Raw genomic sequence first — 25,793 nt, forward strand, 5'->3', positions numbered from 1 at the left:
CGGCCCCGGTAGTCTTGTCTGGTGTCTGAAATCACCCCCGATCTCGTGCGCCATCTCGGTGTGCTCGCCCGGATCCAGCTGAGCGACGGCGAGGTCGAGCGCCTCACCGGCCAGCTCGACGCGATCGTCGACAACATCGCCAAGGTCTCCGAGGTCGCCACGCCCGACGTCCCCGCCACCAGCCACCCGATCGCCCTCGAGAACGTGTTCCGTTCGGACGTGCCCGGTGATCTGCTGACGCCCGCGCAGGTGTTGCAGAACGCTCCGGATTCTGCGGACGGGCGGTTCCGCGTGACCGCGATCCTCGGCGAAGAGCAGTAAGGACCCGACGTGACCGATCTCACGAAGCTGAGCGCCGCCGCGCTCGCAGACAGCCTCTCCCGCCGCGAGGTGTCGAGCGTGGAGGCCACGCAGGCCCACCTCGACCGCATCGCCGCCGTGGATGCCGACGTGCACGCCTTCCTCCACGTCAGCCAGCACGCTATCGACGTGGCCGCCGACATCGACCGCCGACGGGCCGCCGGCGAAGACCTCGGCCCCCTCGCGGGCGTCCCGCTCGCGATCAAGGATGTGCTGGTGACGACGGACATGCCGTCGACCAGCGGATCGAAGATCCTCGCGGGGTACATGTCGCCGTACGACGCGACCGTCGTCGCGCGCTCGCGCGCCGCGGGTCTGGTGCCGCTCGGCAAGACGAACATGGACGAGTTCGCGATGGGCTCGTCGACCGAGCACTCGGCGTACGGTCCGACCCGCAACCCGTGGGACCTCACGCGGATCCCCGGCGGCTCCGGCGGCGGTTCCGCGGCTGCGGTCGCCGCATTCGAAGCCCCTCTGGCGCTCGGCTCCGACACGGGCGGCTCGATCCGCCAGCCCGCACACGTCACGGGAACGGTGGGCATCAAGCCGACCTACGGCGGCGTCAGCCGCTACGGCGCGATCGCGCTGGCATCCAGCCTCGACCAGGTCGGCCCGGTGACCCGCACGGTGCTCGACGCCGGACTCCTCCACGACGTGATCGGCGGGCACGACCCGCACGACTCCACGTCGCTCGCCCACGAGTGGCCCTCTTTCGCCGCCGCCGCGCGCGAGGGCGCGACCGGCGAGGTGCTCAAGGGCCTCAAGGTCGGCGTGATCCGCGAGCTCCCCGACAGCGGGTTCCAGGCCGGTGTGTCGGAGTCGTTCCGTGCGGCCCTGGCCACGATGGAGGCACAGGGCGCCGAGATCGTCGAGATCAGCGCACCGCACTTCGAGTACGGCGTCGCCGCGTACTACCTCATCCTCCCGGCGGAGGCTTCGAGCAATCTCGCGAAGTTCGACTCGGTGCGCTTCGGCCTGCGCGTGGACGTCCCCGGCGGCACCGTCGAGGACGTCATGGCGGCGACCCGCCACGCCGGCTTCGGCGACGAGGTGAAGCGCCGGATCATCCTCGGCACGTACGCACTGTCGGCGGGCTATTACGACGCCTACTACGGCTCGGCGCAGAAGGTGCGCACGCTCATCCAGCGCGACTTCGCGGATGCGTTCTCGCAGGTCGACGTCATCGCGACGCCCTCGGCGCCCACCACCGCGTTCAAGCTGGGGGAGAAGATCGACGACCCGCTGCAGATGTACCTCAACGACGTCACGACGATCCCGGCGAACCTCGCCGGCGTGCCGGGCATCTCGATCCCGTCGGGTCTGGCGTCGGAGGACGGACTGCCGGTCGGCATCCAGTTCCTCGCTCCCGCTCACGAGGATGCGCGCCTGTACCGCGTCGGTGCGGCGCTGGAGTCGCTGCTCGTAGACTCGTGGGGCGGTCAGCTCCTCGACAGGGCCCCGGCCCTCGGCGCGAACGGAGGTGCCCGCTGATGGCGAAGGAAAACCTGATGGACTTCGACAAGGCTCTCGAGCTCTACGAGCCGGTCCTCGGGTTCGAGGTGCACGTCGAGCTCAACACCGAGACCAAGATGTTCTCCGGCGCCGCGAATCCGGCGAACTCGGCGAACCACGGCGCCGAGGCGAACACCCTCGTCGCCCCCGTCGACATGGGTCTGCCCGGTGCGCTGCCCGTCGTCAACGAGACCGCCGTGCGCTACTCGATCAGCCTCGGGCTCGCGCTCGGGTGCTCGATCGCGCCGTCGAGCCGGTTCGCGCGCAAGAACTACTTCTACCCCGACCTCGGCAAGAACTACCAGATCTCGCAGTACGACGAGCCGATCGCGTTCGAGGGGTCGGTCGACATCGAGCTCGCCGACGGAGAGATCGTCACCGTGCCGATCGAACGCGCGCACATGGAGGAGGATGCCGGCAAGCTCACCCATGTCGGCGGCTCGACCGGACGCATCCAGGGCGCCGAGTACTCGCTGGTCGACTACAACCGCGCCGGTGTGCCGCTCGTCGAGATCGTCACCAAGCCCATCTTCGGCGCCGAGCACCGCGCTCCCGAGATCGCCAAGGCCTACGTCGCGACGATCCGCGACATCGTGATCGCGCTCGGCATCTCGGAGGCGCGCATGGAGCGCGGCAACCTCCGCTGCGACGCCAACGTCTCGCTGCGGCCGCGCGGCCAGGAGAAGCTCGGCACGCGCACCGAGACGAAGAACGTCAACTCGATGCGTTCGGTCGAACGTGCGGTGCGGTACGAGATCCAGCGTCAGGCGGCGATCCTCGCCGCGGGCGGGACGATCACGCAGGAGACGCGTCACTGGCACGAGGACACCGGCACCACGTCGCCCGGTCGTCCCAAGTCCGACGCCGACGACTACCGCTACTTCCCCGAACCCGATCTGCTGCCGGTCGCGCCGTCGCTCGAACTGATCGAGCAGCTCCGCGCCGCGCTGCCCGAGCCGCCCGCGGCTCGCCGGCGTCGCCTCAAAGCCGACTGGGGGTTCGCCGACATCGACTTCCAGGGCGTCGTGAACGCGGGACTGCTCGCTGAGGTCGAGGAGACGATCGCCGCGGGCACCTCGCCCGCCGCGGCGCGCAAGTGGTGGACGGGTGAACTCCTCCGCATCGCGAACGCCGAGGGCCGCGAACCCGCCGAGCTGGCGACTCCGCGGGACGTGGCGGCCCTGCAGGCGCTCGTCGATGCCGGGACCCTGACCGACAAGCTCGCCCGTCAGGTGCTCGAGGGGATGATCGCCGGTGAGGGCACGCCTCAGGAGATCGTCGACGCCCGCGGTCTGGCGGTCGTCTCGGACGACGGCGCGCTCATCGCAGCGATCGACGAGGCGCTCGCCTCGCAGCCGGACGTGCTCGAGAAGATCCGCGACGGGAAGGTGCAGGCCGCCGGTGCCGTCATCGGCGCGGTCATGAAGGCGATGAAGGGCCAGGCCGACGCCGCGCGCGTGCGCGAGCTGGTGCTGGAGCGCGCCGGCTCGACCAGCGCATAGGCGAGTCCTCGAACGCCGCGGGCGTTCGAGCCCGACGTGAGGGCGGATCCCGGCCGGGATCCGCCCTCACGTCACGATGTCCGCGGTTGCTGGGAGGATCGACGCATGGGGCGTGGTGACGGAACCGGCCGGGTCGTCTCCCCGGAGGATGCCGACGACACCGGCGCGGGCATCCTGCACGTCGACATGGACGCGTTCTACGCGTCGGTCGAACAGCTCGACGACCCCTCGCTGCGCGGCAAGGCGATCATCGTCGGCGCGCCCGAGAGCCGCTCCGTCGTCTCGAGCGCGTCGTACGAGGCTCGCCGCTTCGGCGTGCGCTCCGCGATGCCGGTCGCCCAGGCGCTGCGTCTGTGCCCGCACGCGATCGTCGTCCGCCCGCACTTCGAACGGTATCTCGAGACGTCGTCGCAGGTCATGCGCATATTCCGGGACGTGACGCCGCTCGTCGAGCCGCTGTCGATCGACGAGGCGTTCCTCGACGTGAGCGGAGCGCGCCGTCTCTGGGGGAGTCCCGGGCGGATCGCACGGATGCTGCGCCACCGGGTCCTCGAGGAGACCGGCCTCACCTGCAGCATCGGCGTCGCCGCGACGAAGCACGTCGCGAAGATGGCCTCCACCTTGAGCAAGCCCGACGGTCTCCTGATCGTCGCGGAGGCGGACACTGCCGCGTTCCTCGCCCCGCGATCGGTGCGCGCCCTGTGGGGCGTCGGACCGAAGGCCTCCGAGGCGCTCGAGGCACGCGGCATCCGTACCATCGCCGACGTGATCGACACGCCGCGCGACCTGCTCGATCGCGCTCTCGGCCCCGCGATGGGGGACCGCATCTGGCACCTTGCGCGGGGGATCGATGCACGCGAGGTCGACACGAGTCGGGTCGAGAAGAGCGTGGGGCACGAAGAGACCTTCCACGAAGACATCGGCGACACGGCGATCCTGCGCTCCGAGCTGCGTCGCCTCGCAGATCGGGTCGGGGCGCGGCTGCGCAGCAGCGGATGGGAGGCGTCGACCGTCGCGATCAAGGTGCGCTACGCGGACTTCACGACCATCTCCCGATCGCAGACGCTTCCCGAGCCCACCGCGGTCGGGCAGCGGATCGGCGACGCCGCCCATGAGCTGTTCGCCTCGGTGGATCGCACGCTGCCCGTTCGGCTCATCGGCGTGCGGGCGGAGAAGCTGCGTCCGGCGGGGGCGGCGATGCCGACGCTGTGGGACGACGACGAAGGATGGCGACGCATCGAGGATGCGCTGGACGGAGCGACGGCGAAGTTCGGGCGAGGAGCGGTCACCCGCGCGACCCTGCTCGGCACCCGCGGCGGCGGCACCCTTCCGTCGAGCCCGCCGGCGCCGCGACTCGACGAGGGCTGACTCGGCGCATCACGGCCGTCATGACCCGTCGGTCTTCGTCGGCGCGCTGTGCCAGGGGCGCGGCGGCGGGTACGTTGGACGCATGCCCAACATCGCACTCGAACTCGGCAAGCAGTCGGCGTCCTTCGGCGTGAAGAGCGCATACGGCGAGCAGCAGGACGTCGACGGCGTCCGCATCATCCCCGTTGCGCTGACGTGGTCCGGTTTCGGCGGGGGATCGGACGAAGCCGGCAACGGCGGTGGTGGCGGAGGCGGTTGGGCCATCCCGGTCGGCGCATACATCCGCCAGGGCGACGGCCTGCGGTTCGAGCCGAACATCATCGCGCTCGTGACGGTCGCGATTCCGCTCGTCTTCTTCGCCGGTCGCGCGCTCAGCCGTGTCATCCGCACCCTCAAGAAGTAGCCCGGACGCCGTCGGCAACTCGCTCGGGATCGCGGTCGACGAGATCATCGCGGCGATCGGGCGGATCGCGGCATCCAATCCGGTCGTCCTCATCGACGGGCGAAGCGGTGCCGGCAAGACGACGCTGGCGCGCACTCTCGTTGCCCGGTGGCCGTTGCGCGGCCGCGTGCAGGTCGTGGCGCTCGATTCGATCTACCCGGGCTGGGACGGTTTGGACGACGGCGTCGAGCTCGCGAAGGAGCTGATCCTGACCCCCCACGCCAAGGGACTCGTAGGGGTATGGCAGCGGTGGGACTGGGCCGTCGGAGAGCACGCCGAGGCGCACGCGGTGGACCCCGCCCTGCCGCTCATCATCGAGGGCGCGGGACTGCTCACTCCCGCGACGGCGCGCCTCGCCGACGTGCGCGTGTGGCTCGAGTCGCCGGCGACGTCGCGCAAACAGCGCGCACTGGCCCGTGATGGCGAAACGTACCGCCCGCACTGGGACCGCTGGGCGCGCCAGGAGCACCGGCACGTCACCCGCGACGATCCCATGAGCCTCGCGACCCTCGTGATCGCCGTACCGTGATCGCGGATCAGTCCTCGCGGTCGAGGGCGGCCACCAGTCCGTCGAGCCGGTAGCCGATCCAGTCGTAGACGCCGAAGCGCGGGTCGTCGTGGTCGTGGTCGTCCTCTTCGACGACCCCCAGCCGCGTCGCCAGCACCAGGCGGACGGCCGCGAGCGTGCGCAGCCACGCCTGCGCCGTTTCGGGGTCGAGCCTGATCTCGACCGGTTCCAGCAGAGCCGGGTCGTCGGGGTCCTCGGGGATCTGAGCCGCGCCCTGGAGGGACGCCAGCACGAGACCCGCGTCGGACTCCCGCCGACCGAGCAGATCGGCCTGTGTGAGCGCCCGGAACTCCCGCGCCGCCTCCTCGTCGTCCGCGTACGCGGATGGCACGAGCCGGGCGATCGCCGGGTCACCGTTGTCGGGCGCGGACTCGCGCAGAAGTTCGGCGAACTGGCCGACGAGTCCGGCGAGATGGGCCGCCTCTAGGCGCGCGACCTCGAGCACGACGATCCGGGCCGTCATCGGGGCTCCTGCCTCACGGTCGCCCACAGGCCGTAGTCGTGCATCGCCTGTGCGTGCATCTCCATCTGCTCGCGCGGGCCCTGCGAGACGACCGCGTGCCCCTCGTTGTGCACGGCGAGCATCAGCCGCTCCGCGTCGGCGCGCGCCAGGCCGAAGTACTCACGGAAGACGTGGGTGACATAGCTCATGAGGTTGACGGGGTCGTCCCAGACGACCGTCTGCCACGGGCGCGCGGGAGCGACGTGCTCCGAGGCCTCGACGTCCTCGTCGACCGATGGTGTCGCGAGCGCGGCCATCATGCCCACCCCAGCTCGTGCAGGCGGTCGTCGTCGATTCCGTAGAAGTGTGCGATCTCGTGCACCAGCGTCGTATGCACCTCTTGGCGCAGCTCGTCCTCGTCGCCGCACACCGCCAGGTGCGGCTCGCGGTACACGAGGATGCGGTCCGGCAGCTCGCCGATCCCGTAGCGCTCCCGCTCGGTCAGCGCCCAGCCGTCGTACAGCCCCAGCAGGTCGAGGCTGCCGTCCTCGGGCCGGTCCTCCACGACGAACACGACGTTGTCGAGGCCCTGGACCATGTCGTCGGGGAGGGCATCCAGCTCGTCGATCACGAGCGTCTCGAAGGTCGCGGCATCCATCTCCATCATGATGCCCCGCTTCTACGCGAATGGGGCGCGTGAGACGCGCCCCATTCGATTGATCTGGGGTGAGTAACGGGACTTGAACCCGCGACCCCCTGGACCACAACCAGGTGCTCTACCAACTGAGCTATACCCACCATGTCTCCCGCTCGCGCGGGCAACCAGACGATTCTCTCACACCTCCGGAGCAAACGACGACACGACGGCGGCAGCAGCTGCGCGCGCGCCGTCGCTCGTCGGCCCGGGCTCCGGAACGAACACCGCCTGACGGTAATACGCGAGTTCGCGGATCGACTCGAGGATGTCGGCGAGGGCGCGATGGCCGCCGTCCTTCGCGGGTGCGTGGATGTACGCGCGGGGGTACCAGCGGCGCGAGAGCTCTTTGATGCTCGACACGTCGACGTTGCGGTAGTGCAGCCAGCGGTCGACGCGCGGCATGTACTTCGCGAGGAACATGCGGTCAGTGCCGATGGTGTTCCCGGCGAGAGGAGCCTTGCCCTCGAGCGGGACGAAGCGCTGGATGTACTCGAGCACCTGGAATTCGGCGTCCGCCAGGCTCACGCCCTGCGGGATCTCGTCGAGCAGCCCGGAGGTCCGATGCATGTTCGTGACGAACTCGTTCATGTTCGCCAGCGCCGAGTCGTCCGGCTTGATCACGACGGAGAAGCCCGGATCGAGCGTGCGCAGCTCGAAGTCGGTGACGACCACTGCGATCTCCACCAGTTCGTCCACGCCGAGGTCGAGCCCGGTCATCTCGCAGTCGATCCACACCAGACGGTCGTTCTCGGATGCCCCCACCATGTGCTCCATCCTTGTCGCAAGTCCAGACATCCCACAGGCCTGAACGCGGGTGCCGACTCCCACGCCGGACCCGTTCGCCCCTCCGGGAGGATTCGAACCCCCGACCTGGCGGGTAGAAACCGCTCGCTCTGTCCCCTGAGCTACGGAGGGAAGGGTTCTTCCACACTACCGGGTCGCACCACGCCGTCGCGGACGCTGGCGGATGACGGAGTCTCGGCGTAGCGTCAGCAGCGGAGGCATCGAAAGGAGTTCACCGATGAGCACCACGGAGACGCACCACCCTCTCTGGGTCGCCTATGGAGCATCCGGCGTCGCCGGAAGCATCCGAAAGGACGAAGACGGCTACACGGTCACCATGGCCGGTGCGAGCGAAGCGACAGGCACGTACCCGACGATGGAGATCGCGAAGAGCGCGTTGCACGCGCACATGACGCCAGGCAGCGACTGGCCCATGTTCCGCGAGCACTGACCCGCGCTGCGCGCCCGGTTCCGGGGGTCACCGGGTGGCGCGCGTCACGCCGATCCTTCGGCCCTGACGCGCGCCGGCGTTGCGCGCGTCGAGCAGGGGCAGCGCGATATGCACCAGCGGGCCGATCAGGACGGCGAAGAGCACCGTGCCGATGCCGACCGTGCCACCGAGCAGCCAGCCCACGAGCAGCACCGAGATCTCGACGAAGGCCCGGCACACCCAGATCGGCCAGCCGAGGCGGGCGTTCATGCCCGTCATGAGTCCGTCGCGCGGGCCCGGGCCGAAGTGGGCGCCGATGTAGAGTCCTGACGCGACCGCGACCAGGACGATGCCGCCGAGGAGTGTCGCGAGCTGGGCGGCGAAGCCCGACACGGGCGGCACGACGGCGAGCACGATCTGCATGCTCGTGCCGACGAGGAGGATGTTGGCGATCGTGCCGATGCCCGGCTTCTGGCGGAGGGGGATCCAGAGCAGCAGCACGAAGAATCCCACGATGTTGGTGATCCAGCCGATCCCGATGCCTGTGCGCACGGACAAGCCCTGCGCGAAGACCGTCCAGGGATCGACGCCCAGTCCGGCTTCGACGGTGAGCGCGCAACCGGCTCCGTAGAGGAAGAGACCGACGAGCAACTGGACGATTCGGCGTGGCATGAAGTCCATCCAATCTCATGATTGGCCCGCTGACTGCAGTCCAATATGGGTACGCTGGCCCTATGGACTCCCGCATTTCCGCGCGCGCCCTCGCCGCTGCACTCGGTGGCTGGCGCACGCGCGAGCCGGCGTACGAGGCGCTGGCCGACGGCATCCGACTGCTCTGTCTCGACAACCGGCTCGCGCCGCGCACCGCGCTGCCGGCCGAGCGAGAGCTCGCGAGCGCGCTGCACGTGAGCCGCAGCACCGTCGCCGCGGCCTACCGGAGCCTGCGCGCGACCGAGCACATCGCGAGTCTGCGCGGATCGGGCAGCGTCACCCTGCCGCTCGGGCGCCGAGATCCGGGACGCACCGACGCCGGGGAGGGGATGATCGACCTTCAGCAGGCGAGCCCACCCGCCTGGCCGGGGCTGGCGGGAATCATGGCCGAGACCGCCGGCGGCGCATCTGCGCTGGTCTCGCGCGTGGGGTACGACGTTCTGGGTCGGATCGAGCTGCGTGAGGTGGTCGCTGAGCGGTACACCGCGCGGGGAATTCCGACGCGTCCGGACGAGGTGCTCGTCACGACCGGAGCGCAGAGCGCGATTCACCTCGTGTCGACGCTGCTCATCGGGCGAGGAGACCGCGTGCTCGTGGAAACGCCCACATATCCGCACGCGGCGGACGCGCTGCGACGGGCTGGGGCGCGTCTCGTGGGTGTGCCAGTGACCACCGAGGACGGCTGGGATCTCGATCGGGCCGAGCAGGCGTTCGCCCGGACTCTCCCGGTGATGGCGTACCTGATGCCCGACTTCCAGAATCCGACGGGCCGGAGCATGAGCGTCGAGGAGCGCGAGGTGATGCTCGCCGCGGGGGAGCGTTCGGGGTCTGTGCTGGTCCTCGACGAGACGACCGCGGATCTCGACATCGACCGCGGATCGTTCGCGCCGGGGTTCACGGCATCCGAGCCCGGCACAGTCGTGCGGATCGGGTCCCTGGGCAAGACCGTGTGGGGTGGGCTGCGGCTCGGGTGGGTGCGCGCCGACGGGGATCTCATCCGCAGACTCGTGGCGGCGCGGCCGGCGCACGACCTAGGCACCCCCGAGTTCGAGCAGGCGATCGCCACCCGCCTGCTGTCGCACTTCGACGACATCGTCGTCCAGCGCTCGGAGTTGCTGCGCTCGGGACGCGACGCGCTCGTACGGGCACTGCGGGAGCGGCTGCCCTCGTGGGATCTGCCGAGTGCTCACGGCGGCGTCTCGCTCTGGATCGAGCTCGGCGCCCCACTCAGCTCGGCTCTGGTCATCGAAGCCCGATCACGCGGTGTGCTGCTGAGTGCAGGCCCGCGGTTCTCCGTCGATGGTGGGCATGAGCGACACCTCCGGGTGCCCTTCACCGCACCCCCCGAGGAGATGGTGCGTGCCGCGGACGTGCTCGCGGACGCCTGGTCGTCGGTGCGGGCCGGAGCGCCGTCGACGATCGTGGAGCAGGTCGGCGCGGTCATCTGAGACCACGGTGAAGATCCTGGCCGGGCGTGTCTCAGCGGGCGGACGTCAGGCTTTCGACCGCATCGTCGGCGCTCCAGAAATCGCCGAGATCGCGGAATGCGTGAGTCGCTGGGTTGTAGCGTCGCGCACGGAAGCGGAGGCCGCCCGCCTGGGCGACCGTTTGGAGATGACCGATCACGCGCCCACCCGGCTCCAGCACCCGCCAGAGAGCGGGCGCCGCGGCGACGAGGCGCATGCGGGTGCGCGGAGCGAGGAGCGGCGTGGCCGATGTGCGGGCTTCGATGACAGCTGACATGTTGCCTCCCTTTCCTTCGAACATACCTACGTGCTCCGACATTCCGGCTTCGCGGTTCTTCCGGCGTTTCCTCCCCAGCGGCGCGGGGGCGACCGCTATCCACAGATCGCTACGCCGGTGCGCGCCGAACACCCGCACGGGGCGACGCTGAATCCACTGCCGGCGTCCTCGGGCACGGGGCGCCGGCAGTACCGGGGACGGTCCTCGGGACGACAGAGAGGATGAGCCATGAGCGACACAGGCGACACGATCACGATCACCGGCAACGTGGCGACACCGCCCGAACTGAAGCAGACGCCGGCCGGAGTCGCGATCGTCACGTTCCGGGTGGCGAGCGGTCAGCGGCGGTACAGCCGGGAAGCCGGAGGCTGGACCGACGCTGGAACGAACTGGTACACCGTCTCGCTGTTCCGCACGCTGGCCGAGCACGCCCACCGATCGCTCCAGAAGGGCGATCGCGTGATCCTCACGGGTCGCCTGCGACTTCGCGAATGGGACAACGGCACCCGCAGGGGCACGGCCATCGAGATCGACGTCGACGCCATCGGGCACGATCTGCGCTGGGGGACGACGACGTTCCAGAAGGACTCGCGGGCCGCGACGACCGACACATCGCAGACCTGGTCGACGGCGCCCGCCGGCGATGTCTGGGCGGCGCCCGGCGTCGACGGAGCGCACGAGCCCGGAGAGGGGGAAGAAGTCGCCAAGCCCGTGCTCGTGGCGGTCGGATCGGGCGACGACCGCGCTGGTGTGGATGCGGAGACGCCGTTCTGAGGCGTTCAGCGTGTGCGGGGGCGGCGGCCCTAAACTCTCCCCGTGGCCCGAGACCTCCCGCCCCGCGCTCGCTCCGATGTCCGTTCGAGGCGCGCCTCGCGGGCGATCGCCGTCATCGCGCTCCTCGGCGCGCTCACCGCCTGCAGCCCTGACGGCCCGGAGCCGACCCCGGCGCCCACGGTCACGACGACGGAAAGTGCACCTCACCCGAGCGCCACGCCGACCGCGCCGGCCGCACCCACGCTCGTGCCCGACGGCACCGCGGAGGACAACCTCCCGCTGTTCTCGTCGGTCACCGCCGCCGTGTGGGCGACCGATGCCCGCGTCACCGGGCGCGCGTACGTCGATGCGCTCACGGCGGCGGGGTTCGACAAGGCCGCGATGCAGGTCACGCAGGACACATCGACGGTGGGCAATCCCGCCGAGAGCATCCAGTTCTCGGTGCGCTGGAACGATCAGTGCCTCATCGGCCAGGTCGGCCCCGCGACGGGAGAACCCGTCACGGTCGTGGTCCCGGTGCTCGCGGAGGGAAACTGCCTCGTGGGGCAGACCCGCCCGATCGACTGGTGAGGTCGGACCACCCGACGCGCGGTGGCGGACGCGGGACGAGCTCACGCCGCTCACCGCGACGCCCGGTAGGCTGGGACGCTGACGTCTGAAGTCCAAGGAGAGCAGAAACCCGCATGGCTGAGTACATCTACTCGATGGTCCGAGCCCGTAAGGCCGTCGGCGAGAAACTGATCCTCGACGACGTCACGATGGCGTTCCTCCCTGGCGCGAAGATCGGCATGGTGGGCCCGAACGGCGCCGGAAAGTCGACGATCCTCAAGATCATGGCCGGTCTCGACACCCCGTCGAACGGCGAGGCGAAGCTCAGCCCGGGCTTCACCGTCGGAATCCTCATGCAGGAGCCGGAGCTCGACGAGACCAAGACGGTTCTCGAGAACATCCAGGACGGCATCGCCATCAAGGCCAAAGTCGACCGGTTCAACGAGATCTCCGGCCTCATGGCCGACCCCGACGCCGACTTCGACGCGCTGCTCGCGGAGATGGGCGTCCTCCAGGAGGAGATCGACGCCGCCGACGCCTGGGACCTCGACTCCCAGCTGGAGCAGGCGATGGACGCTCTGCGCACCCCGCCGGGCGACGCGGAGATCGGGCCCCTCTCGGGTGGTGAGAAGCGCCGCGTCGCGCTCACCAAGCTGCTGCTGCAGAAGCCCGACCTGCTGCTCCTCGACGAGCCCACCAACCACCTCGACGCCGAGAGCGTGCTCTGGCTCGAGCAGCACCTGCAGAAATACCCCGGGGCGGTGATCGCGATCACGCACGACCGGTACTTCCTCGACAACGTGGCCGAGTGGATCGCCGAGGTCGACCGCGGCCGCCTCATCGGATATGAGGGCAACTACTCGACCTACCTCGAGAAGAAGGCGGAGCGTCTGGCGATCCAGGGCAAGAAGGACGCCAAGCTCGCCAAGCGGCTCGCCGAGGAGCTGGACTGGGTCCGCTCGAACCAGAAGGGGCGCCAGGCGAAGTCGAAGGCTCGACTCGCCCGTTACGAGGAGATGGCGGCCGAGGCCGACCGGACCCGGAAGCTCGACTTCGAGGAGATCACGATCCCGCCGGGTCCGCGCCTGGGCAGCGTCGTGATCGAGGCGAAGAAGCTGCAGAAGGGCTTCGACGGCCGGTCGCTGATCGACGGGCTGAGCTTCACGCTCCCGCCGAACGGCATCGTCGGCGTGATCGGCCCGAACGGTGTCGGCAAGACCACGCTCTTCAAGACCATCGTGGGCCTCGAGTCCCTCGACGGCGGCGACCTCAAGGTCGGCGAGACGGTCAAGATCAGCTACGTCGACCAGTCGCGCGCGAACATCGACCCGCAGAAGAGCCTGTGGGAGGTCGTCTCGGACGGGCTCGACATCATCACGGTCGGCAAGACCGAGATCCCCTCGCGCGCGTACGTGTCGAAGTTCGGCTTCAAGGGACCGGACCAGCAGAAGAAGGCCGGCGTGCTCTCCGGTGGTGAGCGCAATCGTCTCAACCTCGCATTGACGCTCAAGGAGGGCGGCAACCTGCTGCTCCTCGACGAGCCCACCAACGACCTGGATGTCGAGACGCTCCAGTCGTTGGAGAACGCGCTGCTCGAGTTCCCCGGCTGCGCGGTGGTCATCACGCACGACCGCTGGTTCCTCGACCGCATCGCGACCCACATCCTCGCGTATGAGGGCACCGACGAGAACCCCGACCAGTGGTACTGGTTCGAGGGCAACTTCGAAGCGTACGAGGCGAACAAGATCGAACGCCTCGGAGCGGAGGCTGCGCGTCCGCACCGCACCGCGTACCGCAAGCTCACGCGTGACTGAGACGGGCGACGTGGCGGTCGCAGCCACGGGAGGCGACCGCCGCGTGCACATCCCCATCCACCTGAGATGGGGGGACCTCGACGCGTTCAACCATGTCAACAACACGTCGATGCTCAAGCTCCTCGAAGAGGCGCGCGTCCGGGCGTTCTGGCTGCCCGAGCCCGGCGAGGATGCGCCAGCCACGGCCGTACTCGATTCGAGCATCTTCAGCGGGATGCTGACGCTCATCGCCCGTCAGGAGATCGAATACCTGGCCCCGGTGCCGTACCAGCGACATCCGCTCGACGTGCAGATGTGGTTCGGGAAACTGGGCGGCTCGAGCATCGAAGTCTGCTACGAGGTGTACAGCCCGGTCGAGTCCGCGGCAGGCGGCCGAACCCTGTACGCACGCGCCACCACGGTGATCGTGAAGGTGGACGCCGAGACCGGTCGTCCGCTTCGACTCACGAGCGAGGAGCGCGCGGCGTGGGGGCCCTACGTCGGCGAGCCGATCTCCTACACCCACCGTCGCTGAAACCGCCCACCGGCGCCCACTCAGCCGACATCGTCGCCTGCACCGGGGACGCGGATCATGATCTCCTGCGCCACACTGGCCATCAGCGTCCCGTCTGCGGCGTAGATCCGTCCTGACGCGAGGCCGCGGCCACCGCGGGCGCTCGGCGATTCCTGGACGTACAGCATCCATTCGTCGACGCGTCCGAAGCGATGCCACCACATCGCGTGGTCGAGGCTCGCGACCTTCAGGCCCGGCGTCGCCCACGAGACTCCGTGGGCACGGAGGATCGACTCCTGGATCGTCAGGTCGCTGAGGTATGCCAGCGCGGAGCGGTGGACCGCAGGATCGTCTGGGATCGGTCGGCGCACGCGCATCCAGACCGCCTGGCGCGGAGCCTTCTCGGCCCCGGCCGTGAGGTAGATGGGCGCCGGTATGTGCCGCAGATCCACCGGCCGGTCGGTGAAGAGCCGCTTCGACATCGGGTGGAGCCCACCGAGATGCGCCTCTATGTCGGGGAGGTCCTCCGGCGCCGGAACGCCTTCGGGCATGGGCTCCTGGTGGTCGAATCCCGGGTCCTCGTCTTGGAACGACGCGATCATCGAGAAGATCGGGACGCCCTCCTGGAACGCCTGCGTGCGCCGGGTCGAGAACGAGCGTCCGTCGTGGATGCGATCCACGGAGAAGGTGATGCCCTCTGTCGAGTCGCCCGGACGCAGGAAGTACCCGTGCATCGAGTGCACGATCCGCTCCTGCGGGATCGTGCGCGACGCGGCGACGATGGACTGCGCGAGCACCTGCCCGCCGTACACGCGGCCGAGCGGCATCGACTGCGATCGGCCGGTGAAGATGTCTTCCGTGGTGCGCGCGTCGGACGCGCTCAGATCGATGACCGACAGCATCGACGCGACCGGATCCTTCTCCGGCGCCGTCTCGGCGTTCGGCTCGGCATCCACGGGTGCTCCTCTCCGGGGCGGCGGCCGCCCGTAGGTCCGCTTGGTAGCTTAGAGGGCGATGTCACCGCGCCTGTTGCTCGCCGATCCCGAGTCCGCCGCCGACGCCCTCACCTTCGCGGGTAGGGCAGCGCGCTTCACCGTCGAAGGCGTCCGGCTGCAAGCGTCGGGCGGGGTGCTGGCGATGACCGCCGCCCCCCTGGCGCCGCGGGGCTTCGGTGATCCGACGCCGACCGTCCTCGCTCTGCGCTCGCTCGGCGCAGACCCCGAGCTCGTATGCGACCTCGTGGTCGAGGCATCCGCTCTCTCCGCCACGACCGACGATCCGCGAGCTCTCATGCTCCCCGAGACCGCCCTGTCGCCGGCGTGGGCCGGGATCACCCCGCCGCGCGGCGGCTGGCATGCACGGCCGGGCATCGAGGCGTCGACGCTCGCCGCCAAGGCGCAGGGCGGGATCGCGCGCGTCGCCGACACGGTGCCGACCGATGCCGGCGAAGACGTGGTGCGCACGGTCCGCGCCGCGGTGTGGGGCGCGCCCGACGAAGAGCTGGGAGGCCTCCCGCTCGGCGTCGCGTTCGCGGCGTTGAGCCTCGGCTTCATCAGCGGCGGCGAGACCGCACGGGTGTTCGCGAGCGGGCCGTGGACGCGTGTGAGCCTGTCCCGAGGGCACGTTCTGGTGCGCGGTCCGGTGGCGACCGGCCTCACGCCCGTGCGGCGGACGGGATCATCGGCGAGCTGAGTCGGCAGCCGGACTGAGCGGACGGTGAACGATTCCGGCCTAGACGGCCGTGGCCGCGGCGCGCCCGGCGACCCGTCCCGAGAAGAGGCATCCGCCTACGAACGTTCCCTCGAGTGCGCGATAGCCGTGGACGCCGCCGCCGCCGAAACCGCTCGCTTCGCCCGCGGCGTACAGTCCGGGCACGGGCTCGCCCGCGGCGCCGAGCGCGCGTGCTGACAGGTCGGTCTCGATGCCACCGAGGGACTTTCGGGTGAGCACGTGCAGCTTCACGGCGATGAGCGGACCCGACTTCGGGTCGAGGATCCGGTGCGGGCTCGCGGTGCGGATGAGCCGATCGCCGCGGAACGCGCGCGCTGAGCGCAGCATGGCGATCTGGGCGTCCTTGGTGAAGTCGTTGTCGATCTCCCGGTCGCGGGATTCGACCTCGAACCGCACCCGGTCGGCGTCGAGCACGTCGCCGCCGGGGAGCGCCTGCATCCCTGCGATCAGGTCGTCGAGGCTGTCGCGCACGACGAAGTCGGCGCCGCGATCCATGAAGGCCTGAACGGGACCGGCGGCGCCCTTGCCGAGGCGGGACTTCGCAAGGAGCTTGACGTCCTTCCCGGTGAGGTCGGGGTTCTGCTCACTGCCCGAGAGTGTGAACTCCTTCTCGATGATCTTCTGCGACAGCACGAACCATGAGTGGTCGTGGCCGGTCGCCCGCAGATGCGCGAGCGTGCCGAGCGTGTCGAAGCCGGGGAACAGCGGCACCGGCAGCCGGCTGCCGGTCGCGTCGAGCCACACCGACGAGGGACCGGGGAGGATGCGGATGCCGTGATCCGGCCAGATCGGATCCCAGTTCTGGATCCCCTCGACGTAGTGCCACATGCGGTCGCCGTTGATCAGCCGAGCACCGGCCGCCGCCAACACCGGCTGCATCGACCCGTCCACGTAGGCGGGCACGCCCGTCACCATCGTCGCCGGGGGAGTGCCGAGGCGCTCCGGCCACCACTGGCGCACGAGGTCGTGGTTGCCGCCGATTCCCCCCGACGACACGATCGTCGCGGCTGCGGTGACGGTGAATGTGTCGACGGCCTCCCGCGAGCTCGCGACGCCGCGTGCGGCTCCGGAGGGCGCCAGGACATCGCCGGCGGCGCCCGTGACGACCCCGCCGTCGACGGTGAGCGACGTGACCCGGTGACGGGGCAGGATCGTCACGCGCCCGTCGGCCTCACCGGCCTCCACCGCCGCCTGGAACGGTGCGACGATCCCCGGGCCGGTTCCCCATGTGATGTGGAAGCGCGGCACCGAGTTGCCCGGTCCGGTCGCGGTGTACCCGCCGCGCTCCGCCCAGCCGACGATCGGGAAGAAGCCGACGCCCTTCTCGCGCAGCCACGCCCGCTTCTCCTCGTGCGCGAACTGCAGGTAGGCCTCGGCCCACCGTCGCGGCCAGAGGTCGTCGTCGCGGTCGAATCCCGCGTTGCCGAACCAGTCCTGTCGCGCCAGCTCGAGCGAATCCCGTATGCCCAGCCGGCGCTGCTCGGGCGAATCGATGAAGAACAGCCCGCCGAACGACCACCACGCCTGCCCACCGAGGTTCGACCGCGGCTCCTGGTCGACGATCGTCACGCGCTTGCCCGCGGCGACCGCCTCCGCGGTGGCGACGAGGCCGGCGAGCCCCCATCCGATGACGAGGATGTCGGTGTGGTGGGAGGGCATGTCGACTCCTTCGTCGGCGGCGGGGTGGAGCCGAGTCGGGTGACTCAGCGAGCGGGGTCGGCGTCGGCCGGCGGTGCCGCCGTGACGGGGAGGGATGCCGCAGCCCTCGCTCCTGCGGCGGGTCCGATGCCCGAGGGCTCGAAGGTGTTCACCATGGCATACGCGGCGCGCTGGAGGTAATCCCAGAGCGTCGCCTCGTGCAGCGGCGGGAGGTGGAGCTCGTCCACGGCGACGCGCATGTGCCCGAGCCACCGGTCGCGCGCGTCGGGGTCGACATGGAACGCCGCGTGCCGCATACGCAGCCGGGGGTGGCCGCGCTCCTGGCTGTACGTCGTCGGACCGCCCCAGTACTGCTCGAGGAACAGCGTGAGGCGCTCCTTCGCGGGCCCGAGGTCCTCCTCGGGATACATGGGCCTCAGCACCTCGTCGTCGGCGACGCCCCGGTAGAACGCGTCGACCAGCCGCACGAACGTGTCGTGGCCGCCGACCTCGTCGTAGAAGCTCAGCGGGGTGGCGGAGTCGGTCATGGGGTTCCTCCGGTGGTGGTGCCGGATTCGTCGCCCGTGGGCGCTGTCGACGGCTTCTTGGGGGTTCGCTTGGGCTTCCACACCGCGCGCTCGGGCGCGGAGGCGACAGGCGTGGGCTTCGTCTTCGGCGGGTTGGCACCGCGCACGCGCTGGGCACCCTCGAGCCCGCTCGGCATGACCGCGGCGAGCGCCGGGAGCGTGATCCCCATCTCGTCGATGGCGTGCTTGAGGCGCATGCGCAGCTCGCGGGCGACGTCGTCCTTGGCGTTCGCGCGGGTCTTCATGACGAGACGGATCACGAGCGCATCGCCCGAGATCGACTCGAGACCCCACACCTCGGGCTGCTCGAGGATGCGTGTGCGCCACTTCGGATCCTTCGCGAGCGCCTTCGCGGTGTCGAGCATCACCCTCTCGACCTCGCCGATGTCGGAGTCGGTCGCCACCGAGAGGTCGAGGATGACGCGCGACCAGCCCTGCGACAGGTTGCCGATGCGCAGGATCTCGCCGTTGCGCACGTACCAGAGGGTGCCGTTGACGTCGCGCACGTGCGTGACGCGGACGCTCACGTACTCGACGATGCCGGTCGCCAGGCCGAGGTCGACCACGTCGCCGATCCCCACCTGGTCCTCCGCGACGATGAAGATGCCGTTGAGCACGTCTTTCACGATGTTCTGCGCGCCGAAGCCGAGGCCCGCGCCGATGGCGGCGGTCAGGAGCGTGAGCGAGCCGAGCGCGGTCGGCGCCAGCACGTTGATGATCAGCAGCAGCGCGATGATCACGACGGTCACGTTGACGATGTTGCTGAGGATCGACCCGAGGGTGCGCGTGCGCTGGACGAGCCGCACCGACGCCAGCGGCGACCTCTCGAGCGCCTGTGTGTCGTCGACATTCGCCTTGTTCTTGGCTCCGTTGACGATGCGCCCGACGACGCGGTGGATGACGAAGCGCAGGATCCACACGACGAGCACCGCGCCGACGATGATGCCGGCCACCGCCAAGAGGTTCCAGCCTGCCATGACGAAGAAGTCGCCGACGTCCCGCCAGAGCCCGACGTCGGTGAGGTCGGGGGCTTGCGGGGCGGGAGTGGGTTCGAGGGGGACGCGGATCATCGTCACGATCCTAACGACGTCGAGCTGCGCTCAGCCTGGGCGGCGCTCAGGGCGTGGGTGACTCGTCACCAACCGAAGGCAGGGGCACGGACGCATCCACGAGTCGGTGCCGGTGGGCGAGGATCACCGCGTGCACGCGGTCGCGTGCCCTGATCTTGCCCAGCACCCGGCCGACATGCGTCTTCACCGTCGATTCGCTCAGGAACAGGTGCCGCGCGATCTCGGCGTTGTTCATCCCCTGGGCGATCGCGATGAAGACGTCCCGTTCGCGTTCGGTGAGCTCCGTCGTCGGGTCGGACGCTGACGACGCATGCGGTGCCGCCGCCGGGGGCGCCGCATGGAGCCTGTCGATGAGTCGCCGTGTGACCGAGGGCGCCAGCACGGCATCGCCGCGATGCAGCGCGCGGATCGCGGCGGTCAGCTCGGAGCGCTGCGCATCCTTGAGGAGGAACCCGCTCGCGCCGGCATCGAGGGCCCCCAGCGCGTACTCGTCGAGGTCGAACGTGGTCAGGATGAGCACGCGCGTCCGCGGGTGAGCGGCGACGATCGACCGGGTGGCGGCGATGCCGTCGGTACGCGGCATCCGTATGTCCATCAGCACCACGTCGGGGGCGTGCGCGGCGGCGGCGCGCACCGCCTCGTCGCCGTCGGCCGCTTCGCCCACGACGGCGACGTCCGGCTCTGCCTCGAGCACGAGGCGGAACCCGAGCCGGATCAGCTCCTGATCGTCGACCAGGAGGACGCGGATGGGGGTGGTCATGGTCGGTTCTCCTTTGCTGCGGTCGTCGCGCTCGCGTGCGCGGGCAGTGGCAGCGAGGCCCGCACCGCCCACCTCCTGCCGGCGACCGCTCCCGCCTCCAGCGTCCCTCCCACGTGGGCCGCGCGCTCGCGGAGTCCGGGGAGACCGAACCCGGCGCGTGCCGGCGGGTCCGCAGCATCCGTGCGGGGCCGCACCCCGTCGTTGACGATGGCGAGGTCGACGGCGTCCGCCCGAGCGGCGATCCGCACCTCGATCGCGGTGGCGAGCGGTGCGTGCCGCATCGCGTTCGTGAGCGACTCCTGCACGATGCGCGCCACCGCGAACCGCACTTCCGCCGGCACGTCGTCGAGGCGACCCTCCACCTGCAGCATGACGGGGAACCCCGCCCGCTGGGCGGATTCGACCGCATCGGCGACGGACGCCGACTCGATCGGCGCGAGCGGCGCGTCGGGGGAGAGATCGGGGTCGCGCAGCACCCCGAGCATCGCGCGCATCTCGGTCAGCGCACCTCGAGCCGTGGCGGCGATCTGCTCGGTGGCGGCGCGGGCGCGCCTGATGTCGGATGTCGCGGTCGCCCCCTCCGCGAGGGCGACGACGACGGTCAGGTTGTGCGAGACGATGTCGTGCATCTCGCGCGCGATGCGCGTGCGCTCGGCCGCGGCGCCCAGGCGCGCCTGCTGGTCCCGTTCGACCAGCAGTTGCCGCGAGCGGTCGATGAGCGCTTCCAGATACCGGCGGCGGTTTCCGACGTTGATCCCGATCAGGGCGCCGATCAGCAGCGCGATCGCCCCCGATACCAGCGAGGTGAGGAGGTAGCTCCACGTTGCGGGATCCGCGAAGCCGGCGATGAGCGTGTACACCGCCATCAGCGCGGTCACCGAGGCGAACGCGATCCAGCACGACCGCACCGATCGATAGACGGCGACCGCATAGATCGCGAAGGCGGGAAGGACATGCGATATGGGGACCAGGCTCGGCGGCAGGATCACCAAGGGCAGGGCGGCCACGGCGAAGACGAGGAGCGGCCGAGAGCGCCGGAACAGCAGCGCGACGCACGCGCCGGTCACGACGACGATCGCGAACACGGTCTGCGCCCCCGTCGGAGGCACGGGGTATTCGGAGCGGATCGCCGCGGTGGGCACCGACAGCAGGAACGCGACGACGGCGACGACCACGTCGGCGAACCGCGGATGCCGCGCCCAGAAGCGCCGGAAGACGCCCGGAGGGCGGGGCAGCAGGAGGCCGTCGTCGGCGCCGGGAGCGGCGCCGACGACGGCCTGGCTGGCGGATCGCGGCATTCGGTCGACTCTACGCGTCGCGGCCGCGCAGCACCGCCCAGCCGCCGACGAGGGGGACGAGGCCCCAGACCGCCAGGGTCAGCAGCGGGACGGCGAGGTCCTCGGCGCCCGGTGCGGTCACCTCGGTCGCGGCGTTCATCGGGAGGTACTCTGCGAGGTCGGCGATCCAGCTCCAGCTCTCACCGAACATCGCGAACAGGCTGAACACGATGGGCAGCACGAACAGCACGCCCACCGTCACCGCGATGGCTCCGGCGCCGTTGCGCAGGATGAATCCGAACCCGAGACCGATGAGGGTGAAGACCACCATCGAGAGAACACCCAGCGCGAGCGGCACGATGGACTGGTCCGGCTCCGACCAGTCGATCCCCTCGGCGACCAAGGGGGCGGTCGCCGCGATCGCCACGGCGTAGATCACGACTGTCGTCACCGCGATGAGCGCGCCGACGACGATCGCCTTGGCGGCGACGACGGCACCGCGACGCGGCTCGGCGGTGAGCGTGGAGCGGATCATCCCGGTCGAGTACTCGCCGGTGATGACGATCGCGCCGAGGATGCCCGCGACGAGCATCGTGAACTGCGTGGGCGAGAGGATCGCGCTGACCGCGGGGAAGCCGCCACCGAACTGGGCGGACGCCGACGCGATCATCATCGCGATGCCGATGGACAGCAGGGCGGTGATCCCGAGCGACCACCACGTCGAGCGGAGCGTCGTGATCTTGATCCATTCGCTGTGCAGCAGGTGGGCGAAGCTCAGGCGGTACGGCGAGACGGCGCGGGCGCCGGCGTCGGCACGCGTGGCGGAAGCGAGGGCGGTCATGCGATCTCCTTGGAGGTGTACTCGACGGCGTCGCCGGTGAGGGCGAGGTAGGCGTCTTCCAGCGATCCGGTGCGGGAGGTGAGCTCGTGGACGGGGATGCCGAGCGAGGCGGCGAGATCGCCGATGGATGCGGCGGTGACGCCGGAGATCTCGGCGACCCCGGGTGCTGAGGCGGTCACGGTGACATCGGGCCCCGCGAGGGCGGCGACGAGCTCCGACAGGCGGGGCGAGCGCACCACGACGTTGTTGGTGGTCCACGCCCGGACGAGCTCCGACAGCTCGGCATCCGCGAGCACCTCACCACGGCCGAGGACGATCACGTGATCGGCGGTCTGCGCCATCTCGCTCATGAGATGGCTGGACAGGAGCACGGTGCGCCCCTCCGCCGCGAGGTGCCGCACGAACTGGCGCACCCACCTCACGCCTTCGGGGTCGAGGCCGTTCACCGGCTCGTCGAGGGTGAGGGTGCGCGGGTCGCCGAGCAGCGCCGCGGCGATGCCGAGCCGCTGACCCATGCCGAGCGAGAACTTGCCGGCCCGCTTGCCCGCGACCGACTGGATGCCGGTGAGCTCGATCACCTCGTCGACGCGGGCGCGGCCGATGCCGTGCGTCGCCGCCATCGCTCGCAGGTGGCTGCGCGCCGAGCGGCCGGTGTGCACCGCCTTGGCGTCGAGCAGCACGCCGACCTCGGTCAGCGGCGAGCGCAGGTGCGCGTAATTCTGGCCCGCGACGGTGACGGTTCCGGACGTGGGCCGGTCGAGGCCGACGATCATCCGCATCGTGGTCGACTTGCCGGCTCCGTTCGGGCCGAGGAACCCGGTGACCTTCCCCGCCTGCACGGTGAACGACACATCGGACACCGCGGTCTTGTCTCCGAAGCGCTTCGTGAGCTGTTCTGCAACGATCATGCCCACACGCTATGAGTCAGCTGTGCCCGTGCGCGTCAGCCTTCGGGATGAAACCATGGGCGACCGAGTGGTACCACGGTGCCGCAAACGACGGATGCCTCGACCCGGCCGGGTCGAGGCATCCGTCGCGGCCGATTACTGAGCGTCGCGGTCCTGCACCGACAGCGCGCGCTCGACGCCGGCGAGGTTCTCGGCGACCAGGCGGCGCAGGGCCGGAGCCGCATCGGCGTTCGCCTCGAGCCACGCGCGCGTGGCGTCGCGGAGCGCGATGTCGGCGAGCGGAGCAGGGTAGAGGCCGACGATGAGGTACTGCGCGATCTGATAGGTGCGCGAGTCCCAGATGGGCAGCAGCGACTCGAAGTAGCGCGCGACGAAGCCGCTGAGGAGGTCGCGGCCCGCCGGGTGCACGAACCCGAGCGCCGCGGCGCGGACGATGGTGTTCGGCTGGTCGTCGCTGTCGACGAGCGACGACCAGGCCGCAGCCTTGGCCTCGACCGACGGCAGTGCCGCCTTGGCCTGCGCCGCGAACTCGCCGCCCTTGGCGGTGTTGTCGGCTTCGAGGGCCTCGTCGATGTCGGCCGCCGTGACGACGCCGCCCGCGGCGAGCGACACCAGCAGCTGCCACGACAGGTCGGTGTCGATCGCGAGTCCCTCGAAGGCGACCTCGCCATCGCGCACCTGACGGACCTTCTCCCACTGGCCGGGGGTCGCTGCGGCCGATGCGAACGCGGTGACGAACTGCAGCTGATTGTCGCTTCCGGCCTCCGCCTCCTGGGCGAGGCCCCACAGCGCGTCAGCGACCTTCGCACGGGTGACGTCCCGCTTCTCGGGCGCGACGTACGAGTTCGCCGCGAGCTGCAGTTGCGCGAGGGTCGTGCGGACCGTGGTCGACTCCGTCTCGGCGCCGATGTTGCGCAGGACCAGATCCACGTAGTCGGAGGCGGATGCCTCGGCATCGCGCGTCTGGTCCCACGCGGCTCCCCAGACCAACGAGCGGGCGAGCGGGTCGCTGATCTTGCCCAGATGGTCGATCGCCGTCTCGAGCGACTGGTCGTCGAGGCGGATCTTCGCGTACGCGAGGTCCTCGTCGTTCAGGAGCACGAGCGCGGGTCGCTTCAGACCCTTGAGCTCGGGCACCTCGGTGAGGTCGCCGTCCACGTCGAGCTCGACGTGGTGCACGCGCACGAGGGCGCCGCCGTCGAGGTCGTAGAAGCCGACGCCGAGGCGGTGCGGGCGGATCGTGGGGTAGTCGGCCGGCGCCGTCTGCACGATCGCGAAGCGCGTGATGGCGCCGTCGACATCCGTCACGATCTCGGGCGACAGGGTGTTGACGCCCGCCGTCTCGAGCCACTTCTTCGACCACGTCGACAGTTCACGGCCGCTGGTGACCTCGAGCTCGGTGAGCAGGTCCGAAAGCTCGGTGTTCGACCACTCGTGCTTCTTGAAGTACGCGGCGACGCCGGCGAAGAACGCCTCGATGCCGACCCATGCGGCGAGCTGCTTGAGCACCGAGCCGCCCTTGGCGTACGTGATTCCGTCGAAGTTGACCTGCACGTCCTCGAGGTCGTTGATCTGCGCGACGACGGGGTGCGTCGACGGGAGCTGGTCCTGGCGGTACGCCCAGGTCTTCTCCATCGCGTTGAACGTGGTCCACGCCTCGGTCCACTCGGTGGCCTCGGCGGTGGCGATGGTCGACGCCCACTCGGCGAACGACTCGTTGAGCCACAGGTCGTTCCACCACTTCATCGTGACGAGGTCGCCGAACCACATGTGGGCGAGCTCGTGCAGGATCGTGACGACGCGGCGCTCCTTGACGGCATCGGTCACCTTGGAGCGGAAGACGTACGTCTCGGTGAAGGTGACCGCGCCCGCGTTCTCCATCGCACCCGCGTTGAATTCCGGAACGAAGAGCTGGTCGTACTTGGCGAACGGGTAGGCGTAGTCGAACTTCTCCTCGAAGTAGGAGAAGCCCTGGCGCGTCTTGTCGAAGATGTAGTCGGCGTCGAGGAACTGCCAGAGGCTCTTGCGGCCGTAGACCCCGAGTGGGATGACCCGGCCCGACGCGCTGGTCAGCTCCGAGAACGTGGCCTCGTAGGGTCCTGCGATGAGGGCCGTGATGTACGACGAGATGCGCGGCGTGGGCTCGAAGCGCCAGGTCGCCGTGCCGTCGCCGTGCTTCTTCGGCTCGGGGGTGGGGGAGTTCGAGACGACCTTCCACGGCTCGGGGGCCGTCACCGTGAAGGCGAACGTGGCCTTCAGGTCGGGCTGCTCGAACACCGCGAAGACGCGGCGCGAGTCGGGCACCTCGAACTGCGAGTAGAGGTACACCTCGCCGTCGACAGGGTCGACGAAACGGTGCAGGCCCTCGCCGGTGTTCGTGTACAGGCAGTCCGCGTCGATCACGAGCTCGTTGTCGGCGGCGAGGTCGTCCAGCGCGATGCGCGAGTCCGCGAACGCCGTCGCGGTGTCGATCGAGCGGCCGTTGAGCGTGATCTCGCGCACCTCGCGCGCGATCAGGTCGATGAACGTCGAGGCACCGGGCGTCGCCGTGAAGCGGACGACGGAGCGGGATCCGAAGACCTCGGCGCCCTTCGTCAGGTCGAGCGCGACTTCGTACGACTGCGTGTCGACGATCGCGCGGCGCTCCTGCGCCTCGATGCGGGTGAGGTTCTCTCCAGGCACTGCTGTGGCTCCCATGGGTGAGGATGACGGAGGTGGTCGATCGGCTCGTCGCGCGAGCGTTCGATCCGGCGGCCGCCACCAGCGCTGCTGGCACCGATGACAACCGTCCCA

At 69.9% G+C, this 25,793-nt stretch carries 28 protein-coding genes and 2 tRNA genes; 13 read left to right on the forward strand and 17 right to left on the reverse strand.

The window, feature by feature from the left end; all coding sequences use genetic code 11:
- Window positions 1–21 precede the first annotated feature (21 nt).
- The 6 genes from gatC (at window position 22) to MRBLWH7_RS03205 (ending at window position 5,713) form a co-directional block, all read left to right on the forward strand.
- Window positions 22–321, forward strand: coding sequence for an Asp-tRNA(Asn)/Glu-tRNA(Gln) amidotransferase subunit GatC (gene gatC / locus MRBLWH7_RS03180; protein WP_116196676.1), 300 nt, complete (start codon window positions 22–24; stop codon window positions 319–321).
- Between the two features lie 9 nt (window positions 322–330).
- A complete protein-coding gene (gene gatA, locus MRBLWH7_RS03185) occupies window positions 331–1,851 on the forward strand; it encodes an Asp-tRNA(Asn)/Glu-tRNA(Gln) amidotransferase subunit GatA (protein WP_341999078.1) in 1,521 nt (506 codons plus the stop codon).
- Entirely contained in the window at window positions 1,851–3,374 is a 1,524-nt protein-coding gene (gatB, locus tag MRBLWH7_RS03190; protein WP_341999080.1) for an Asp-tRNA(Asn)/Glu-tRNA(Gln) amidotransferase subunit GatB, read from the forward strand. The genes gatA and gatB overlap by 1 nt, the downstream gene beginning before the upstream one ends.
- 105 nt (window positions 3,375–3,479) lie before the next feature.
- Complete coding sequence (locus MRBLWH7_RS03195; protein WP_341999082.1) at window positions 3,480–4,742, forward strand: DNA polymerase IV; 1,263 nt, start codon at window positions 3,480–3,482, stop codon at window positions 4,740–4,742.
- An 82-nt stretch (window positions 4,743–4,824) separates the two neighbouring features.
- Window positions 4,825–5,145, forward strand: a complete 321-nt coding sequence (locus tag MRBLWH7_RS03200) for a hypothetical protein (RefSeq protein ID WP_341999084.1) — start codon at window positions 4,825–4,827, stop codon at window positions 5,143–5,145.
- A gap of 43 nt (window positions 5,146–5,188) precedes the next feature.
- The gene (locus tag MRBLWH7_RS03205) at window positions 5,189–5,713 is read left to right on the forward strand and encodes a hypothetical protein (protein ID WP_342001895.1); all 525 of its coding nucleotides are present in this window, start codon (window positions 5,189–5,191) and stop codon (window positions 5,711–5,713) included.
- 7 nt (window positions 5,714–5,720) lie between these two features.
- On the opposite strand, the gene MRBLWH7_RS03210 is transcribed toward MRBLWH7_RS03205, so the two are convergent.
- The 6 genes from MRBLWH7_RS03210 to MRBLWH7_RS03235 all read right to left on the reverse strand — a co-directional run bounded on the left by MRBLWH7_RS03210 (window position 5,721) and on the right by MRBLWH7_RS03235 (window position 7,806).
- Window positions 5,721–6,215: a DUF2017 family protein gene (locus MRBLWH7_RS03210; protein ID WP_341999086.1), complete on the reverse strand. Its 495-nt coding sequence runs from the start codon at window positions 6,213–6,215 to the stop codon at window positions 5,721–5,723.
- Window positions 6,212–6,520: an ATP-dependent Clp protease adapter ClpS gene (gene clpS / locus MRBLWH7_RS03215; protein WP_341999088.1), complete on the reverse strand. Its 309-nt coding sequence runs from the start codon at window positions 6,518–6,520 to the stop codon at window positions 6,212–6,214. The genes MRBLWH7_RS03210 and clpS overlap by 4 nt, the downstream gene beginning before the upstream one ends.
- Entirely contained in the window at window positions 6,511–6,861 is a 351-nt protein-coding gene (locus MRBLWH7_RS03220; RefSeq protein ID WP_341999090.1) for a metallopeptidase family protein, read from the reverse strand. Before MRBLWH7_RS03220 ends, clpS begins: the two co-directional genes overlap by 10 nt.
- Window positions 6,862–6,916: 55 nt before the next feature.
- Window positions 6,917–6,992: transfer RNA gene (locus MRBLWH7_RS03225), tRNA-His, on the reverse strand.
- A 37-nt stretch (window positions 6,993–7,029) separates the two neighbouring features.
- On the reverse strand, window positions 7,030–7,656 hold the full coding sequence (orn, locus tag MRBLWH7_RS03230; RefSeq protein ID WP_159843840.1) for an oligoribonuclease: 627 nt from the start codon (window positions 7,654–7,656) through the stop codon (window positions 7,030–7,032).
- A 77-nt stretch (window positions 7,657–7,733) separates the two neighbouring features.
- A tRNA-Arg gene (locus tag MRBLWH7_RS03235) sits at window positions 7,734–7,806 on the reverse strand.
- Between the two features lie 106 nt (window positions 7,807–7,912).
- On the opposite strand from MRBLWH7_RS03235, the gene MRBLWH7_RS03240 reads away from it, so the two are divergent.
- Window positions 7,913–8,125 (forward strand): methyltransferase, encoded by a 213-nt coding sequence (locus MRBLWH7_RS03240; protein ID WP_341999091.1) that lies wholly within the window; start codon window positions 7,913–7,915, stop codon window positions 8,123–8,125.
- A gap of 27 nt (window positions 8,126–8,152) precedes the next feature.
- Here the strand turns inward: MRBLWH7_RS03240 and MRBLWH7_RS03245 are convergent, their stop codons facing one another.
- Window positions 8,153–8,776, reverse strand: coding sequence for a hypothetical protein (locus MRBLWH7_RS03245; RefSeq protein WP_341999092.1), 624 nt, complete (start codon window positions 8,774–8,776; stop codon window positions 8,153–8,155).
- A gap of 62 nt (window positions 8,777–8,838) precedes the next feature.
- Between MRBLWH7_RS03245 and MRBLWH7_RS03250 the strand changes: the two genes are divergently transcribed.
- Window positions 8,839–10,263, forward strand: a complete 1,425-nt coding sequence (locus tag MRBLWH7_RS03250; RefSeq protein ID WP_341999093.1) for a PLP-dependent aminotransferase family protein — start codon at window positions 8,839–8,841, stop codon at window positions 10,261–10,263.
- Between the two features lie 31 nt (window positions 10,264–10,294).
- On the opposite strand, the gene MRBLWH7_RS03255 is transcribed toward MRBLWH7_RS03250, so the two are convergent.
- Window positions 10,295–10,696: a hypothetical protein gene (locus MRBLWH7_RS03255; protein WP_341999094.1), complete on the reverse strand. Its 402-nt coding sequence runs from the start codon at window positions 10,694–10,696 to the stop codon at window positions 10,295–10,297.
- Between the two features lie 90 nt (window positions 10,697–10,786).
- Between MRBLWH7_RS03255 and ssb the strand changes: the two genes are divergently transcribed.
- The 4 genes from ssb (at window position 10,787) to MRBLWH7_RS03275 (ending at window position 14,209) form a co-directional block, all read left to right on the forward strand.
- On the forward strand, window positions 10,787–11,332 hold the full coding sequence (gene ssb / locus MRBLWH7_RS03260) for a single-stranded DNA-binding protein (protein ID WP_341999096.1): 546 nt from the start codon (window positions 10,787–10,789) through the stop codon (window positions 11,330–11,332).
- A 42-nt stretch (window positions 11,333–11,374) separates the two neighbouring features.
- A complete protein-coding gene (locus MRBLWH7_RS03265; protein WP_341999098.1) occupies window positions 11,375–11,902 on the forward strand; it encodes a hypothetical protein in 528 nt (175 codons plus the stop codon).
- 113 nt (window positions 11,903–12,015) lie between these two features.
- Window positions 12,016–13,695 carry an energy-dependent translational throttle protein EttA gene (gene ettA / locus MRBLWH7_RS03270; RefSeq protein ID WP_341999099.1) on the forward strand — a complete coding sequence of 560 codons (1,680 nt, stop codon included), beginning with the start codon at window positions 12,016–12,018 and terminating at the stop codon, window positions 13,693–13,695.
- Window positions 13,688–14,209, forward strand: a complete 522-nt coding sequence (locus MRBLWH7_RS03275) for a thioesterase family protein (RefSeq protein ID WP_341999101.1) — start codon at window positions 13,688–13,690, stop codon at window positions 14,207–14,209. The genes ettA and MRBLWH7_RS03275 overlap by 8 nt, the downstream gene beginning before the upstream one ends.
- A gap of 20 nt (window positions 14,210–14,229) precedes the next feature.
- On the opposite strand, the gene MRBLWH7_RS03280 is transcribed toward MRBLWH7_RS03275, so the two are convergent.
- A complete protein-coding gene (locus MRBLWH7_RS03280; RefSeq protein ID WP_342001897.1) occupies window positions 14,230–15,090 on the reverse strand; it encodes an acyl-CoA thioesterase II in 861 nt (286 codons plus the stop codon).
- A gap of 112 nt (window positions 15,091–15,202) precedes the next feature.
- Between MRBLWH7_RS03280 and MRBLWH7_RS03285 the strand changes: the two genes are divergently transcribed.
- Window positions 15,203–15,880: a hypothetical protein gene (locus MRBLWH7_RS03285; protein ID WP_341999103.1), complete on the forward strand. Its 678-nt coding sequence runs from the start codon at window positions 15,203–15,205 to the stop codon at window positions 15,878–15,880.
- A gap of 39 nt (window positions 15,881–15,919) precedes the next feature.
- On the opposite strand, the gene MRBLWH7_RS03290 is transcribed toward MRBLWH7_RS03285, so the two are convergent.
- From MRBLWH7_RS03290 to pepN, 8 genes are all read right to left on the reverse strand, one after another.
- Window positions 15,920–17,578: an FAD-binding dehydrogenase gene (locus MRBLWH7_RS03290; protein WP_341999105.1), complete on the reverse strand. Its 1,659-nt coding sequence runs from the start codon at window positions 17,576–17,578 to the stop codon at window positions 15,920–15,922.
- 44 nt (window positions 17,579–17,622) lie between these two features.
- Window positions 17,623–18,105, reverse strand: coding sequence for a globin (locus MRBLWH7_RS03295; RefSeq protein ID WP_341999107.1), 483 nt, complete (start codon window positions 18,103–18,105; stop codon window positions 17,623–17,625).
- A complete protein-coding gene (locus MRBLWH7_RS03300) occupies window positions 18,102–19,214 on the reverse strand; it encodes a mechanosensitive ion channel family protein (protein WP_341999109.1) in 1,113 nt (370 codons plus the stop codon). Before MRBLWH7_RS03300 ends, MRBLWH7_RS03295 begins: the two co-directional genes overlap by 4 nt.
- 46 nt (window positions 19,215–19,260) lie before the next feature.
- A complete protein-coding gene (locus MRBLWH7_RS03305; protein WP_341999111.1) occupies window positions 19,261–19,974 on the reverse strand; it encodes a response regulator transcription factor in 714 nt (237 codons plus the stop codon).
- Window positions 19,971–21,272, reverse strand: coding sequence for a histidine kinase (locus MRBLWH7_RS03310; protein ID WP_341999113.1), 1,302 nt, complete (start codon window positions 21,270–21,272; stop codon window positions 19,971–19,973). The genes MRBLWH7_RS03305 and MRBLWH7_RS03310 overlap by 4 nt, the downstream gene beginning before the upstream one ends.
- A gap of 10 nt (window positions 21,273–21,282) precedes the next feature.
- Window positions 21,283–22,092 carry an ABC transporter permease subunit gene (locus tag MRBLWH7_RS03315; protein WP_341999115.1) on the reverse strand — a complete coding sequence of 270 codons (810 nt, stop codon included), beginning with the start codon at window positions 22,090–22,092 and terminating at the stop codon, window positions 21,283–21,285.
- Entirely contained in the window at window positions 22,089–23,000 is a 912-nt protein-coding gene (locus MRBLWH7_RS03320) for an ATP-binding cassette domain-containing protein (RefSeq protein ID WP_341999117.1), read from the reverse strand. Before MRBLWH7_RS03320 ends, MRBLWH7_RS03315 begins: the two co-directional genes overlap by 4 nt.
- Before the next feature lie 135 nt (window positions 23,001–23,135).
- Window positions 23,136–25,682, reverse strand: coding sequence for an aminopeptidase N (gene pepN / locus MRBLWH7_RS03325; RefSeq protein WP_342001899.1), 2,547 nt, complete (start codon window positions 25,680–25,682; stop codon window positions 23,136–23,138).
- Window positions 25,683–25,793 lie beyond the last annotated feature (111 nt).

The sequence above is a fragment of the Microbacterium sp. LWH7-1.2 genome (assembly GCF_038397755.1).
In the GTDB taxonomy this organism is placed as follows: Bacteria; Actinomycetota; Actinomycetes; order Actinomycetales; family Microbacteriaceae; genus Microbacterium.

What these genes read in the sequence shown, in the direction of transcription:
- gatB (WP_341999080.1), top strand. Translation starts at nt 1,851, where the DNA reads ATGGCGAAGGAAAACCTGATGGACTTCGACAAGGCTCTCGAGCTCTAC.
- MRBLWH7_RS03195 (WP_341999082.1), top strand. Translation starts at nt 3,480, where the DNA reads ATGGGGCGTGGTGACGGAACCGGCCGGGTCGTCTCCCCGGAGGATGCC.
- MRBLWH7_RS03200 (WP_341999084.1), top strand. Translation starts at nt 4,825, where the DNA reads ATGCCCAACATCGCACTCGAACTCGGCAAGCAGTCGGCGTCCTTCGGC.
- MRBLWH7_RS03210 (WP_341999086.1), bottom strand. Translation starts at nt 6,215, where the DNA reads ATGACGGCCCGGATCGTCGTGCTCGAGGTCGCGCGCCTAGAGGCGGCC.
- MRBLWH7_RS03220 (WP_341999090.1), bottom strand. Translation starts at nt 6,861, where the DNA reads ATGATGGAGATGGATGCCGCGACCTTCGAGACGCTCGTGATCGACGAG.
- orn (WP_159843840.1), bottom strand. Translation starts at nt 7,656, where the DNA reads ATGGTGGGGGCATCCGAGAACGACCGTCTGGTGTGGATCGACTGCGAG.
- MRBLWH7_RS03240 (WP_341999091.1), top strand. Translation starts at nt 7,913, where the DNA reads ATGAGCACCACGGAGACGCACCACCCTCTCTGGGTCGCCTATGGAGCA.
- MRBLWH7_RS03245 (WP_341999092.1), bottom strand. Translation starts at nt 8,776, where the DNA reads ATGCCACGCCGAATCGTCCAGTTGCTCGTCGGTCTCTTCCTCTACGGA.
- MRBLWH7_RS03250 (WP_341999093.1), top strand. Translation starts at nt 8,839, where the DNA reads ATGGACTCCCGCATTTCCGCGCGCGCCCTCGCCGCTGCACTCGGTGGC.
- ssb (WP_341999096.1), top strand. Translation starts at nt 10,787, where the DNA reads ATGAGCGACACAGGCGACACGATCACGATCACCGGCAACGTGGCGACA.
- ettA (WP_341999099.1), top strand. Translation starts at nt 12,016, where the DNA reads ATGGCTGAGTACATCTACTCGATGGTCCGAGCCCGTAAGGCCGTCGGC.
- MRBLWH7_RS03280 (WP_342001897.1), bottom strand. Translation starts at nt 15,090, where the DNA reads ATGCTGTCGGTCATCGATCTGAGCGCGTCCGACGCGCGCACCACGGAA.
- MRBLWH7_RS03285 (WP_341999103.1), top strand. Translation starts at nt 15,203, where the DNA reads ATGTCACCGCGCCTGTTGCTCGCCGATCCCGAGTCCGCCGCCGACGCC.
- MRBLWH7_RS03290 (WP_341999105.1), bottom strand. Translation starts at nt 17,578, where the DNA reads ATGCCCTCCCACCACACCGACATCCTCGTCATCGGATGGGGGCTCGCC.
- MRBLWH7_RS03295 (WP_341999107.1), bottom strand. Translation starts at nt 18,105, where the DNA reads ATGACCGACTCCGCCACCCCGCTGAGCTTCTACGACGAGGTCGGCGGC.
- MRBLWH7_RS03300 (WP_341999109.1), bottom strand. Translation starts at nt 19,214, where the DNA reads ATGATCCGCGTCCCCCTCGAACCCACTCCCGCCCCGCAAGCCCCCGAC.
- MRBLWH7_RS03305 (WP_341999111.1), bottom strand. Translation starts at nt 19,974, where the DNA reads ATGACCACCCCCATCCGCGTCCTCCTGGTCGACGATCAGGAGCTGATC.
- MRBLWH7_RS03310 (WP_341999113.1), bottom strand. Translation starts at nt 21,272, where the DNA reads ATGCCGCGATCCGCCAGCCAGGCCGTCGTCGGCGCCGCTCCCGGCGCC.
- MRBLWH7_RS03315 (WP_341999115.1), bottom strand. Translation starts at nt 22,092, where the DNA reads ATGACCGCCCTCGCTTCCGCCACGCGTGCCGACGCCGGCGCCCGCGCC.
- MRBLWH7_RS03320 (WP_341999117.1), bottom strand. Translation starts at nt 23,000, where the DNA reads ATGATCGTTGCAGAACAGCTCACGAAGCGCTTCGGAGACAAGACCGCG.